Source organism: Williamsia sp. Leaf354, assembly GCF_001424365.1.
GTDB lineage: Bacteria > Actinomycetota > Actinomycetes > Mycobacteriales > Mycobacteriaceae > Williamsia_A.
This window is the reverse complement of the sequence record NZ_LMPL01000001.1, coordinates 1,643,284-1,656,772: the sequence shown is the minus strand read 5'-3', so window position 1 is coordinate 1,656,772 and position 13,489 is coordinate 1,643,284. Positions and strand designations below refer to the sequence as shown.

9 protein-coding genes are annotated in these 13,489 nt (G+C 69.5%); 3 read left to right on the top strand and 6 right to left on the bottom strand.

Annotation, left to right across the window (positions count from 1 at the left end):
- Positions 1-2: 2 nt before the first annotated feature.
- The 3 genes from ASG12_RS07980 to lysX all read right to left on the bottom strand — a co-directional run bounded on the left by ASG12_RS07980 (position 3) and on the right by lysX (position 5,689).
- Positions 3-1,310 (bottom strand): SAM-dependent methyltransferase, encoded by a 1,308-nt coding sequence (locus tag ASG12_RS07980; protein WP_055787211.1) that lies wholly within the window; start codon positions 1,308-1,310, stop codon positions 3-5.
- Entirely contained in the window at positions 1,307-1,993 is a 687-nt protein-coding gene (locus ASG12_RS07975; RefSeq protein ID WP_156377986.1) for an alpha/beta hydrolase, read from the bottom strand. Before ASG12_RS07975 ends, ASG12_RS07980 begins: the two co-directional genes overlap by 4 nt.
- Before the next feature lie 276 nt (positions 1,994-2,269).
- Complete coding sequence (gene lysX, locus ASG12_RS07970; protein WP_082501723.1) at positions 2,270-5,689, bottom strand: bifunctional lysylphosphatidylglycerol synthetase/lysine--tRNA ligase LysX; 3,420 nt, start codon at positions 5,687-5,689, stop codon at positions 2,270-2,272.
- Positions 5,690-5,990: 301 nt separating this feature from the next.
- On the opposite strand from lysX, the gene ASG12_RS07965 reads away from it, so the two are divergent.
- Positions 5,991-8,375, top strand: a complete 2,385-nt coding sequence (locus tag ASG12_RS07965) for an APC family permease (RefSeq protein ID WP_055787936.1) — start codon at positions 5,991-5,993, stop codon at positions 8,373-8,375.
- Here ASG12_RS07965 and ASG12_RS07960 read toward each other — a convergent pair.
- Genes ASG12_RS07960 through ASG12_RS07950 form a run of 3 tightly spaced genes read right to left on the bottom strand, consistent with a single transcriptional unit; the run spans position 8,366 to position 11,144 of the window.
- On the bottom strand, positions 8,366-9,676 hold the full coding sequence (locus ASG12_RS07960; protein WP_055787210.1) for an NAD(P)/FAD-dependent oxidoreductase: 1,311 nt from the start codon (positions 9,674-9,676) through the stop codon (positions 8,366-8,368). The two genes, ASG12_RS07965 and ASG12_RS07960, sit on opposite strands and share 10 nt — an antisense overlap.
- 14 nt (positions 9,677-9,690) lie before the next feature.
- Positions 9,691-10,212 carry an O-acetyl-ADP-ribose deacetylase gene (locus ASG12_RS07955; protein WP_055787208.1) on the bottom strand — a complete coding sequence of 174 codons (522 nt, stop codon included), beginning with the start codon at positions 10,210-10,212 and terminating at the stop codon, positions 9,691-9,693.
- A complete protein-coding gene (locus tag ASG12_RS07950) occupies positions 10,209-11,144 on the bottom strand; it encodes an ADP-ribosylglycohydrolase family protein (RefSeq protein ID WP_055787204.1) in 936 nt (311 codons plus the stop codon). The genes ASG12_RS07955 and ASG12_RS07950 overlap by 4 nt, the downstream gene beginning before the upstream one ends.
- 96 nt (positions 11,145-11,240) lie before the next feature.
- Here ASG12_RS07950 and ASG12_RS07945 point away from each other — a divergent pair, with 96 nt between their 5' ends.
- Both ASG12_RS07945 and ASG12_RS07940 read left to right on the top strand, forming a co-directional pair.
- On the top strand, positions 11,241-11,879 hold the full coding sequence (locus ASG12_RS07945; protein ID WP_055787201.1) for an NUDIX hydrolase: 639 nt from the start codon (positions 11,241-11,243) through the stop codon (positions 11,877-11,879).
- Positions 11,880-11,973: 94 nt separating this feature from the next.
- Positions 11,974-13,488 carry an APC family permease gene (locus ASG12_RS07940; RefSeq protein WP_200932738.1) on the top strand — a complete coding sequence of 505 codons (1,515 nt, stop codon included), beginning with the start codon at positions 11,974-11,976 and terminating at the stop codon, positions 13,486-13,488.
- Position 13,489: the final 1 nt, after the last annotated feature.

Sequence of the window (13,489 nt, the reverse complement as noted above, 5' to 3'; positions counted from 1 at the left end):
TGTCAGAAATCGCGAACCGGGGGCATCGACGAGCGACCACGGGCGTCGGGCCGCACCGACAGGATCTGGTCGACACCCATCCGACCGTCGCGGAACGCCATGCCGCCGCCGACGAGGTAGAGCCGCCAGACGCGCGCGGTCTCCTCGCCCACCATCGCGACGACGTCGTCCCACCGCTTCTCGAAGGTGTCGTACCAAACGTCGACGGTGCGGACGTAGTGCTCGCGCATCGCGTGGACGTCGCGGACCTCGAGTCCGGACTCCTCGATCATCGCGACGGTCTCGCCGACCGGCCGCATGAACATGTCGGGGGCGATGAACTGCTCGATGAACGGGCCGCCACCGGGGTTGTCGCCCTTCTTCCGCGACATCTGTTGGATGAGCACCCGACCGCCCTCGACGACGTTGTCGTGCAACGCCTTCGTGTAGGTCGGGTAGTTCTCCTGACCGACGTGCTCGCCCATCTCGATCGACGCGACGGCGTCGAACGGACCGTCGGGGATCTCGCGGTAGTCCTGGATGCGGATCTCCACCCGGTCACCGAGGCCGCGCTCGGCGATGCGGGCGTCGATGAACGCCTTCTGCTCCTTCGAGATCGTGACGCCGGTGACCTGCGCGCCGTACTCGGCCGCGGCGAACAGGCTCAGCGAACCCCAGCCGCACCCGACGTCGAGGAACCGCATACCCGGGCGGGCGTCGAGCCCGATCTTGCGGCACACCATGTCGAGCTTGTCGCGCTGCGCCTGCTCCAGCGTGTAATCCGGTGCGTCGGAGGTGAAGTAGGCGCTCGAGTACGCCATGTTCGGGTCGAGCACCATCGAGTAGAAGTCGTTCGACAGGTCGTAGTGGTGGCTGATCGCGGCGCGGTCGCGGGCCAGGGTGTGGAGCTTGCCTTTCACCACGGCCTGGCTCGCCGGCGCCGGCAGCGGCCGACCGAGGACACCCAGCTTCGACACCGCGCGCACGAGCTGCGCGACACGGGTCGGGGTGATCGCGATCCGCGACAGGTTGCGTTCGCCGATGACGCGCCACACGTGGGTGAGCGCCTCGTTCAGGTCGCCGTCGACGTCGATCTCGCCGGTGACGTAGGCCTGCGCGGCGCCGAGTTCGCCCGGGCTCCACAGCAGGCGACGCAGTGCCTGCGGGCTGCGCAGGATCACCTTCGGCGCATCGGTGGGACCGGCGGTGCTGCCGTCCCACGCCGTGAGGTGCACCGGCAGCTCGCCGCCCACATACGGCGCGAGCAGGTCGGCGACGGTGCCCGCCGCCCCGGAGGTGGTGCGACCGCGCACGGTGGAAGTGGTCGTCATCGTCGGTTCTCCTGTCGAGCGTTGTCGTCGTCGTGTGCGGATGCGATCCGGGCGAACGCCGCGCCGACGGCGGCCACCGTACGGCGGGTCCACACCCACGATCGCATCAGCATGAAGTGTCCCGCAGGTCCCATCGACACCCACCGGGCGTCGACGCCGCGGTCGGCCGCGCGGACCGTCGCCTGCAGCGACAGGCGCGGGCTCGTCCACCGGTCCATGCGACCGTGCAGCACCATCAGGTGCTGGCGGGTCGAGAGGGTGTCGCTCTCGGTGCCATCGGGCCACCACGGCGCCAGCGCCACGATGGAGTCGACCGACGGGTCGTCGGCCACCGCAGCAGCAGTCCGTCCGCCCATCGAGTGCCCGAGCACGATCACCCGGGTGTCACCGAAGCGGGTGCGGATCTCGTCGAGCGCCCACCGCGCGTCGGCCACCGGGGACCGGTCGGCACCGTTCCAGCCGCGCATCCGGTACTGCAGCATCACGACCGCGGCGTCGGGCATCTTCTTCGCAACGGCGCGGGCGAACGGGCGCAGGCGGGCCGCCGACAACTGGCTGGTCTCGGCGGGCGCGGTGCTGGCGACCTTGCCGCCGTGCAGCACCAGCACCACCGCCGTCGGAGCGGGTGGGGTCTGTGTCCAGTGCAGCGCAGGCCGCATCGCCCCCGGGGTGTCAGAACTCATGGCGGTGATTCGTCACCGACGCCGGTACGGATCTGTCACCGGACAGTGGCACCCGCCACCTCGATCGGGCACTTCCACGCCTCGAGTGGGCACCTATCTCCATCCATCGGGCACGTACCTCCGCCCATCGGGCACCTATCCGCATCGAGTGGGCACTTCCCGCCGGTCGACGACGCCGAGGTTCACCCGACGCCGTCATCTGCCCGATCGACGTCGTTATCTGCCCGATCGATGGCGTCATCTGCCCGATCGATGGCTGTAGATGCCCGATCGACGTCAGGTCTGCGGGCGGACGAAGGGGAAGGTGAGGGTCGGGCGGATGGGTACGCCGCAGAGCATCATCACGAGGCGGTCGACGCCGAGGCCGAGACCGCCGGTCGGGGGCATCGCGTAGCCGAGGGCGTGCAGGAAGTCCTCGTCGAGCGCCATCGCCTCCGGGTCGCCGCCGGCCGCGGCCAGCGACTGCCGGGTGAGCCGCTCGCGCTGATCGACGGGGTCGGTCAGCTCCGAGTACGCCGTGCCCAGTTCGGCACCGAACCCGACGAGGTCCCACTGCTCGGTGAGTCGCGGATCCGACCGGTGCTTGCGCGCCAGCGGCGACACCTCGATCGGGAAGTCGCAGTAGAACGTCGGGAACCGTGTCTGCTTCTCCACGAGCGCCTCGTAGAGCTCCATCACCATCTTGCCGGCGGGCATGTCACCGGTGGTCTCGACACCGTGCTCGGCGCACACCGCGGCCACCTCGGCGGCGGTGCTCGCCGACGACAACGACGTACCGCACGCCCGCGACACGGCCTCGTGCACCGTCACGATCGGCCACGTGCCGTCGAGGCGCACCTTCTCGACATCGCCGGACTCACTGCGCTGCAGCGCGACCGGCTCGCCGTTGACCGCGACGGCCATCGCGAGGATGAGTTCGCGGGTCAGTTCGCGCATCGAGTTGTAGTCGCCGTAGGCCTGATACGCCTCCAGCGAGGTGAACTCCGGGTTGTGGGTGGCGTCGGCACCCTCGTTGCGGAAGTTGCGGTTGAGCTCGAAGATCGCGCCCATACCGCTCACACACAGCCGCTTGAGGTAGAGCTCGGGGGCGATGCGCAGGAACAGCTTCTGGTCGTAGGCGTTGATGTGGGTCTTGAACGGGCGCGCCGAGGCACCGCCGTGCACCGTCTGCAGCATCGGCGTCTCGACCTCGAGGAACGCATGTGCGTGCAGGGTGTCCCGCAACGCACGCACACCGCGGGATCGCTTCTGCAGCAACTCGACCGCCGACGAGTTGGTCAGCAGATCGAGCGGACGGTCACGGACCCGGACGTCGTCGCTGAGCTCGGCGGTGAGCTGCGGCATCGGGTTGAGGCACTTGCCCGCCATGGTCCAGTGCGACATCGCCACCGACAGTTCGCCGCTGCGCGAGGCGATCACCTCACCGGTCACCGCGATCAGGTCACCCGTGTCGACACTGCGCCGGAAGCGTTCGTGCTCACCGGACGCGGCGATGTCGGCGTCGGAGACGATCTGGATCCGGGCACGGTCGTCCTCGAGCACGGCGAACTCGACGCCGCCGAGGTCACGGATCGCGCGGACCCGACCGGCGATCGACACCGTCTCGCCGGTACGAGCGCCCGCCGCGAGACCGGTGTGTGCCGAACAGATCTCGGCGACGCGGTGGGTGCGCTCCACCGACACCGGGTACGCCTCGTGGCCCGACCCGCGAATGGTCTGGAGTTTGTCGAGGCGGGTGCGCTGCTGATCGTTGAGCTTCGGCGCGGGGGCGCGGGCCACCAGCAGTTCGCGCTCGAGATCGGCGACGGCGCGCACGAAGTCGGGATCGTCGCGGACGGGCTGCTCGTCGGGGGTCTTGGTGCCCACCAGGAACTTCGGGCCCATGTGGGGCAGGAACCCCTCGGCGACACCGACGGCGACGGCGGCGCGCATCACCGTCAGCGAGGGGTGGTAGCAGAGCATCCGGGGTACCCACTGCGGGTGGTATTTCTGGTTCGACCGGTACAGCGACTCGAGTTGATAGAACTTCGAGGCGAAGCTGAGCACGGCGTCGCTGATGCGGGTGACCGGGCCCGCGCCCTCGCGCTCGGCGCCGGAGAACACCGACCGGAACACCGCGAAGTTCAGCGACACGCGTCGGATGCCGAGGTCGCCCGCCGCCTCGATGAGTCGCGCGACGAGGAACTCGTTCACACCGTTCTCGGCGGCACGGTCGCGGCGCATCAGGTCCAACGACACCCCGCGCAGGCCCCACGGCACGAAGGAGAGGAAGCCGCGGATGGTGCCGTCGGCGTCGTGCGCGGCGACCAGCAGGCATCGGCCGTCGACCGGGTCACCGACACGGTTGAGCGCCATCGAGAAGCCGCGCTCGGTCTCCTCACCGCGCCACGCCTCGGCCAACCGTTCCACCTCGGCCAGTTCCTCGGGCGACAGTTCGCCGTGGCGGCGGATGGAGGTGGTGTACCCGGCGGCGGTCACACGGTTGACCGCCTGACGCACCGGCTTCATCGACGTGCCGCGCAGGGTGAAGTCGTCGACGTCGATGATCGCCTCGTCGCCGATCGACAACGACTTGAGTCCGGCCGAGCGGTAGACCTTCGACCCGGCCTCGCTCGCCGCGAGGACCGCCGCGTGCAGGCTGTGGGTCCGGCAGTTCTGCAGCCACGCCTGCACCGCGCCGGGCCACGACTCGACCGCACCGATGGGATCGGCACTGGCGACGCTCACGCTGCCGACGGCGCGGAACGTGACCGCGGCCTTGCCGTCGGGCGAGAAGACCACCGACTTGTCGCGACGTGTCGCAAAGTAGCCCAGCGAGTCGTCCTCGCCGTTGCACAGCAGCAGCTGCCGCACGCGCAGTTCCTCGTCGGCGTCGACGAACTCGTTGTCGCGGTTGGCGCGGTAGAGCGTCACCAACGCGAGCACCAGCGCCAGCGCCGACATCCAGCCCGCCAACACGTAGACCGGGTGGTGGCCCTGATGTCCCTGCAGCAGGGCGTCGCCGATGCCGGCACGGTCACCGAACGTCGAGCGCAGCGCCCACTGCGCCTTCTCGTCCCACCCCTGCAGGGTGTGCGGGAAGGCGACCGTCACCACGAAGGTGACGACGAACGAGAGGGCGAGGCCTCCCACGAGCACGCCGAGAGCGGCGCGGACCGAGCGATCGGCGAGTTCCGCGGTGAAGGCGCGGCGTGAGTACATGAACGCGACGAGCACCACGAGACCGATCACGAGCACGACCGAGGCGGTCACCGGCGAGGTCGCGAAGGCGTCGTAGTCGCTCGAGGTGTCGATGTTCTCGATGAAGGTGCTGAGCAGGACGAGGACGTCGTCGATGACGGCGAGCACCATCACCGCCAGCAGGGCGGTGTGGGCGGCTTTGAACCGTCGACGCACCGCGCCGGCCAACGCCAGCACGAGGAGGATGACGAAGATGCTGGGGTCGGCGGGCACGTTGAACGCACCGACGAGATCGGTCAACGCGTCGACGAAGCGGAAATGGCGGAACGGGATCGCGATCAGCGAGACCACCGCCGCGATGGTCAGCAGGCGGCTGGACCACTGCGCGATGCGTTCGGCAGCCGCAGCCCGCCGGTCGGTCGAGCCCGTGCGGGCCTTCTTCGGGCGGGTGCCCGGCGCCGGCGAGGGCTTCGGACGGTCGGCCTCTGCGCGTTCGACCGAGGGGGCTGCAGACATAAAGTCCGAGAGTAGCAGCGCGGCGAGAAGGCCGAGGGCGCATGACGATCCGCCTGCGGAGCGGCCTCCAGGCCGATCGGGACAACCCCCGCGACCCCGAGGACGAGCACGACCCCATCTGTCCGTTTTGTCGTTGTCGCAGTGTCGATCTCGGCCATCAGCGCACCGTCCCGAGGTGTTCGTGGCCTAAGCTGACGCTCGTCCGCTCCGATGGTGATCGGGCGCCGTGTCGCAGGAGGAAGTCACCGTGTCCGACCGCACCGAGCCCCACGTCGTCGGAAGCCCGTCGCAGCGCGCGGGCATCGAGCTGTCGCGCAACGTCCCCGAGTCGGTCGGGTACGCCGCGAAACGCCTCCTGCTCGGCAAGCCGATGATCACCGACGAGCTCAAGAACGAGCGTCTCACCAACCCGGTGGCACTCGGCGTGCTCGCCCCCGACGCCATCTCCTCGACCGCATACGGCAGCGAGCTGATCCTGGTCGAGCTCCTCCCCTACGCCGGTCTCGCCGCGTTCTCGCTGCTGCTGCCGATCACGGGGGTGATCCTGTGCATCCTGATCCTGGTCGCGGCCTCGTATCGCCAGGTGGTGATGGCCTACACCCGGGCGGGCGGGTCGTACGTGGTCGCGCGCGAGAACTTCGGTCCGCGGGTCGCGCAGATCGCGGCCGCCGCCCTGCTCATCGACTACGTCGTCACCGTCGCGGTGCAGGCGTCGGCGGGCACCGTCGCGGTGGTGTCGGCCATCAAACCGCTCGGCCCCTACAGCCTCGAGATCACCATCGCCGTGGTCGTGCTGATGTGCTGGGCCAACCTGCGCGGACTGCGCGAGGCCGGCCGGCCGTTCGCCATGCCCACCTACTTCTTCACCGGCATGGTGCTGGTGATGATCGTGGTCGGCGTGGTCCGTGAGGCCACCACCGGCCTCGCGAAGTACGTGCCGTCGGAACTGCCGGGCACGGTCGAGGTCCATCAGGGCAACGGACTGATCGCCGGCGCGACCCTGCTCATCCTGCTGCGCGCGTTCGCCAACGGCGGCTCATCGCTGACCGGCGTCGAGGCCATCTCGAACACGGTCGGGTCGTTCCGCAAGCCCGAGGGCCCCAACGCGCGGCAGGTGCTCACGGTGATGGCCTGCGTGCTCGGCATCCTGTTGACCGGTGTCGCCTGGCTCGCCTACGAGACCCACGCGACGCCGTATGTCGACGGCTACCCCTCGGTGCTGTCGGAGATCGCGCGACGGGTGTTCGGCGGTGGCGCGCTCGGGTCCACGCTGTACGTCCTGCTGCAGATCGCGACCGCGGCCATCCTGTTCACCGGCGCCAACACCAGCTTCAACGGTTTTCCGGCGCTGGCCAATTTCGTTGCCGCCGATCGGTTCCTGCCGCGACAGCTCGGCAAACGCGGGCACCGACTGGTGTTCTCCAACGGCATCATCGTGCTCGCGCTACTGGCCATCGTGCTGCTCGTCGCGACCGGCGGCTCGGTCAACGCACTGATCCCCTTCTACGCGATCGGTGTGTTCACCGGGTTCGCGATGGCGGGTTATGGCATGACCAAACACCACCTCACGCACAAGGAACGCGGCTGGCGGCGGCGCCTCGCCATCAACCTCGGTGCCGGCGTCGTGTCGACGGTGGTCGTGGGGATCTTCGCCATCGCCAAGTTCACCGAGGGCGCCTGGCTGGTCGTCGTGGTGTTCCCGCTGCTGGTGTTCGGGTTGATCCGCCTCAACCGCGAGTACCGGGCCGAGGCGGCGATCCTCGAGGAGTTCCGCTCGAATCGTCCCGAGCAGGTGAACTACGCCCGGCACACCGCGTTCGTGCTGGTCAGCGCCGTCGATCTCGCCGTCCTCGAGGCCCTACGCTACGGGCACGGCCTGCGCGCCGACGAACTCACCGCGGTCCATCTGATGGTCGACGCCGAGCAGGCCCGCAAACTCCGCACGCGGTGGGAGCACTACGGGCTGCGGACGCCACTGACGATCATCGACTGCCCCGACCGCCGCCTCACCCGCGGCGTGCAGCGCCTCGTGGTCGAGGCGCTCGGAGAGGCACCGCGATCGCACGTCACCGTGCTGCTACCGCGGCGCACGTACGCACCCCTGCTGGGTCGACTGCTGCACGACCGTAGCGCCGACAAGATCTCCCGCGCGGTCAGCGAGATCCCGCACGCCGCGGCGACGATCATCCCGTTCGACGTCCAGGCCGAGATCCGCAAGGCGTTCCCCGATGTCGTCGAGGAACGTCTCACCCGTCGGGTCGAGCAGTTGCAGGCCCGCATCGCCCGCGACGACGAGTCCGCACGCCGTGAACACGATGAACCGGCGGCCGCGTCGACCCTGGCGATCGGCGGGTTGCTGCCCGGTCACCGCGGCACGGTGGAGGGGCGCGTCCGCGACACCTTCGACCGCACCATCGACGACGACCGCTTTACCCAGGGAACGGTCCACATCGTCGAGATCAGCGACGACAGCGGACTGCTTCGACTGCGCTTCGCCCCCGACGACGATCGGCCCGCCGGCGGGGCCGACATCGTCCCGGGTCAGGTGGTGCGCGCGAGCGGCAAGGCCCGCCAGGGTCGCAAGGGCGTCATCATGATCAACCCGGAGTACGAGATCGTCGGTGGCAGTGACGGGAGCACGGACGGCGACGGCACCGACGGGTCCGCCGACACCGATCAGGGGTAGGGACGCCGGGCGGTCTCGGGATCGCCGTAGGTGATGGCGCGTTCGCCGCGGCTGCCGCCGATGATGGTCGACGCCCAGCTCGCCAGCGTCCACACGCGGTTACGGCTGCCGGCGAGGAAGAAGATGTGGATGCCTCCCCATCCGAGCCAGCCGAGGAAACCCGAGAGCCGCAGGGGCCCGGACTCCAGCAGGGCGTGGTAGCGCGAGATGTAGGCGGCGGTCCCCAGATCGCGGTACTTGAAGGGGCTGTCGGCTTTCGCCTTGCCACCGACCACCCGCGAGATCAGCACGGCGGCATGGTGTCCCGACTGCATCGCAACCTCGGCCACACCGGGTAGCTTGTCGAGGCTCATCACGTCACCGACGACGAAGATGTTCTCGTGCCCGGCGACGCGCAGGTCGGGTCCGACCGGGATCGTCCCGCCGCGTGCGGGCGTGACACCCGTCGCCTCGGCGACCGCCCCGGCGAACGGGACGGCCTCCACGCCGGCGGTCCACAGCACGGTGTGGGTGTCGATCTGCTCGGTCGCCTTGGTCTTCTTGTCGGTGGTGATCACGTGGTCGCGCTGCACGTCGGTGACATGGCGACCGAGGACGGTGGTGACGCCGAGCTTGTCGAGCGTCTTCTGCGCCTTGCCCGACAGCCGCGGGTGAAACGACTCGAGGACCCGCTCGCCCCCGTGCACCAGGATCACCTGTGCCTCGGCGGGATCCATCGAATCGAACTCCTTCGACAGCGCCCGGATGGCGAGTTCGCGTATCTGCCCGGCGATCTCGACCCCGGTGGGGCCGCCGCCGCTGATCACGAACGTGAGCCAGGGTTTGCGCAGCGCCGGCGTAGGGAGCGTCTCGGCGATCTCGAACGACGAGATGATCTTGCGTCGGATCGCGAGCGCATCGTCGACGGTCTTCATGCCCGGCGCGAACTGCTCGAACTGCTCGTTGCCGTGATACGACTGCCGCGCCCCGGCGGCGAGGATCAGATAGTCGTAGTCGATGTCGAAGGTCGACCCGTCGAATCGTCGCGCCGTCACCGTCTTCGCGGTCACGTCGATCCCCGACGCCTCACCGAGGAATACCCGCAGGTTGCGGCAGCGCCGCAACAGGTGTCGCAGTGGGCTCGCGATGTCGCCCTCCGACAACAGCCCGGTGGCGCACTGGTAGAGCAGCGGCTGGAACACGTGCGAGGTGCCACGGTCGAGCAGGGTCACCGAGACGTTCGCCCGCTTGAGGCGCCGAGCGGCGAACACGCCGGCGAAACCTCCGCCGATGATCAGGACATTCGGTCTATCACCAGCCATGGCTCGATTCTGCCCTACCGCCCGGCGCGGTCGACGGCGGTGCGGGTCAGGCGTTCGATCTGTGTCGAGTAGGCGACGAGGCTCACCAGATCGACCGACACCTCGGCGTCGCGTACCGCGCGAACCTGCTGTGCGACAGCGTCACCGACCGGCCACCCGTAGGAACCGCCGGAGATCAACGGGAAGGCGACCGACTCCGCGCCCAGCGAGTGCGCGAGCAGCAGGCACCGCGCGTAGGCCAGGCGCAGGACGTGCGACCGGTCGTGGGTGGAGGAGTGGCGCGGGCCGACGGTGTGGATCACCCACCGCGCGGGCAGCGCCCCGGCCGTGGTCGCGACCGCGGCACCGGTGGCCAGGCCGTCGGGCAACGTGGTCGCCCGGATCAGGCGGCATTCGTCGGTGATCGCGGCACCACCCGCTCGGTGGATCGCGCCGTCGACACCGCCTCCGCCGAGTAGAGAGGAGTTGGCCGCGTTGACGATGACGTCGCTGCGAAGGGTGGTGATGTCGCCTCGGACGACGTCGATGACGGTCATGGGGTCTCCTTCGGGGGCGTGGTGTCGGCGCCGGTGATGCGGTCGGCGGTGGCGACGAGGTCGGTGGTGGTCAGGCCGGGGTACCCGTGGAGCAGGCGCGTCCACTCCTCGGGGATCCCCGCGGTGCCGGCACAGGCGCCGGCCAATCCACCGGCGATCGCGGCGGTGGTGTCGGTGTCGTTGCCGGCCCGAACGCAGCGTTCGAGCGTCCCGGCGACATCGCCGTCGGCGCCGCAGACCGCCCACCAGGCCGTCTGCAGCGCGTGCACCACCCAGCCGTTGTTCGGGAAGTCGGCGGGCGTGCCGTACTGGGCGGCGTCGAGCAGCGGATGCCAGTGGTCGCGGACGTCGGCGGGCGCGGCGTCGAGCCAGAGGCGCACCCCGTCGCGGGCGCCGGTGCGCACACCGTGGGCGATCCCGGCCGACCACATCTGGCACGCCTCGCGGGCCCGCACGTCGGCGTGGGTGAGGTCGCTGATCGCCCCGGCGGCGCGCTCGCAGCCGGACGGGTCGTCGAGGAAGGCCAGCGCGACCGGAGCGGTGCGCATCAACGACCCGTTGCCGCCGGTGCGGCCGGGCACCGCCGCGGCCGCCGCGGTCATCGACGCCGCCGATGGACTGCGACGGCTCAGCACCGACCGTGTCTGGTTCCCGATGTCGGGTGGCGAGGTGTCGTACCAGCGCACGAAAGCCGCGGCGATGGCGTCGAGGTCGGCGACACCGGGTGCGAGCCCCTCGGCCACGCACATCGCCATCGAGGTGTCGTCGGTCCACTCCCCCGGCGCCCAGTCGAACGGGCCGCCGCCGATCATGCCGATCACGACATCGTCGGCCGGATAGGTGAACTCGTATCCGGCGCCCAGGGCGTCGCCGGCCGCGCTGCCGATCAGTACCGCGACCGCACGGTCGCGCTGGTCAGTGGTCAGGTGCATGGTCGACCTCCTCGTCGGAGAGCTCGAGGGCCGTCCGCCCTGCCTTAGCTCAACTCTGCGCTAAAGGTTAGCGCAGATCCGCGCTATAGTCCAGCGATGGTGTGGCGAGACGACCTGGGCAGGGCGCTGACCGATCATCCACGGCCGTCGGTGGCCGTCGATGTCGCCGTCCTCACCGTCGTCGACGACCGCCTGCACGTGGTGGCGGTCGAGAGCCCCCACGGGGTCGCGTTGCCGGGCACGTTCCTGCATCCCGGCGAGCGCCTCGCCGACGCCGCCGTGCGCGCGCTGCGGACCAAGGTCGGGGTGAGCGACGTCGACTTCCATCAACTCGCCCTGCACGACGACCCCGACCGCGACGACCGCGGATGGGTGCTGTCGATGGCCCACGGGGCCGTCACCCCGGCCGCGACACTGCCTGCGGACACCCGACTCGTCGCCGTCGTGGACGGTCGCCCCACGCAGCACCTGGCCTTCGACCACGACGCGATGGTCGCCCACGCCGTCGACGACCTGCGTGCCCGCTACGCCGACCGTCCCGACCCCGATCACGTTCTCGGCGAACGGTTCACACTGCTCGACCTGCGGCGCCTGCACGAGGCCGTCGCCGACCGGGAACTGCCGAAGGACACCTTCCGACGCCGGATGCTGCCCTTCCTGTCGGGCACCGGGGAGTTCTCCAGCGCCGACGTCGGTCGCCCCGCCGAGCTCTTCACGCCGCGGCCGCCGGACTGAGCTCGTCGCCACGAAAGCGCGCGAACCGGACATGCCGAGAATCGGACGGGCGGTTCGGTGTCGGGGCGAAACCTCGCCGGGCTAGCGTCAGATCATGAGCATGAGAGACCTGAGCGTGTTGCGGACCAAGACGGTCGAGGCCATCGCGCGCGATGCCGCGGCCGGTGAGGGCGACGGCGAGGGCAGCGGCCTGCGCAAGTCGCTCCGCACCCGCGACCTCGTCGGCTTCGGCGTCGGAATCGTGATCGGCACCGGCATTTTCACGCTGACCGGCATCCAGGCCAAGGAGAACGCGGGCCCGGCGGTGGTCATCTCGTTCCTCATCGCCGGCGTCGTGAGCATGCTCGCCGCGCTCTGCTACGCCGAGCTCGCCTCGGCGGTCCCCACCGCCGGCAGCGCCTACACCTACGCCTACGCGACCCTCGGCGAGGTGTTCGCGTGGATCATCGGCTGGGATCTGGTGCTCGAGTTCGCGCTCGGCGCCGCGGTGGTCGCGCGCAGCTGGTCGGGGTACCTCGCCGACCTGTTCGACCTCCCGCCGTCACTGTTCACCGAGGAGTCGACGGTGAACATCGGCGCCGTCGCCCTGGTGCTGGTGCTCGGCGTGATCGCCGCGGTCGGGGTGAAGGAATCCGCGCGCGTCACCAACACCCTGGTGCTGGTGAAGGTCGCGATCTCCGTGTTCATCATCATCGTGGGCGCGTTCTTCATCAAGAAGGCCAACCTGATCCCGTTCATCCCGAGCGCGGAGAAGACGACCACCGAGGTCAAGACATTCGATCAGCCACTGCTGCAGTGGATCGGCGGATTCGAACCGGCCACGTTCGGCATCTCGGGCGTCTTCACCGCCGCGGCCGTGGTGTTCTTCGCGTACACCGGTTTCGAGGCCGTCGCCAACCTCAGCGAGGAGACGAAGAACCCCGCGCGCTCCATCCCGCGCGCCATCCTCATCGTGCTCGGGCTGTGCACCACGCTCTATGTTCTCGTGGCGTTCGTGGTCACCGGCATGGTGAAGTACACCGACCTCGACTCCAGTGCGCCCATCGCGAAGGCGTTCGACGCCAACGACGCCAGCTGGGCGGGCACCCTCATCGCGATCGCCGCGGTCGCCGGACTCACCTCGGTCACGTTGGTCGACATCATCGCCATGAGCCGCATCGGATTCGCCCTGGGCCGCGATGGTCTCCTGCCGCAGTCGGTCGCGAAATCGTCGCCGCGATTCGGCACCCCGTTCCGCTTCACCATCGGCACCACGATCTTCGTGGCGATCCTCGCCGGACTGGTTCCGCTGACCGACCTGTCGGAGATGGTCAGCATCGGCACGCTGTTCGCGTTCCTGATCGTGTCGATCGCGGTGCCGATCCTGCGCCGCACCAAGCCGGATCTGAAGCGCCCCTTCCGCGTTCCGCTGAGCCCGGTGGTCCCGATCATCTCGGCGCTGGCGTGCATCTACCTGATGCTCAACCTCGTCGTCGCGACCTGGGCACGGTTCCTGGTGTGGCTCGCCCTCGGGCTCGCCATCTACCTGTTCTACGGCCGTCGCAACGCGCGACTGGCCAAGGCGCAGATCACCGAACCCACCGTCACCGGCGAGAAGACCCTGGGCTGAA

Excerpts from the sequence above, each read along its gene's own strand:
- ASG12_RS07975 (WP_156377986.1), bottom strand. The coding sequence starts at position 1,993 with ATGAGTTCTGACACCCCGGGGGCGATGCGGCCTGCGCTGCACTGGACA.
- lysX (WP_082501723.1), bottom strand. The coding sequence starts at position 5,689 with ATGTCTGCAGCCCCCTCGGTCGAACGCGCAGAGGCCGACCGTCCGAAG.
- ASG12_RS07945 (WP_055787201.1), top strand. The coding sequence starts at position 11,241 with ATGGTGTGGCGAGACGACCTGGGCAGGGCGCTGACCGATCATCCACGG.
- ASG12_RS07955 (WP_055787208.1), bottom strand. The coding sequence starts at position 10,212 with ATGACCGTCATCGACGTCGTCCGAGGCGACATCACCACCCTTCGCAGC.
- ASG12_RS07960 (WP_055787210.1), bottom strand. The coding sequence starts at position 9,676 with ATGGCTGGTGATAGACCGAATGTCCTGATCATCGGCGGAGGTTTCGCC.
- ASG12_RS07980 (WP_055787211.1), bottom strand. The coding sequence starts at position 1,310 with ATGACGACCACTTCCACCGTGCGCGGTCGCACCACCTCCGGGGCGGCG.
- ASG12_RS07940 (WP_200932738.1), top strand. The coding sequence starts at position 11,974 with ATGAGCATGAGAGACCTGAGCGTGTTGCGGACCAAGACGGTCGAGGCC.
- ASG12_RS07950 (WP_055787204.1), bottom strand. The coding sequence starts at position 11,144 with ATGCACCTGACCACTGACCAGCGCGACCGTGCGGTCGCGGTACTGATC.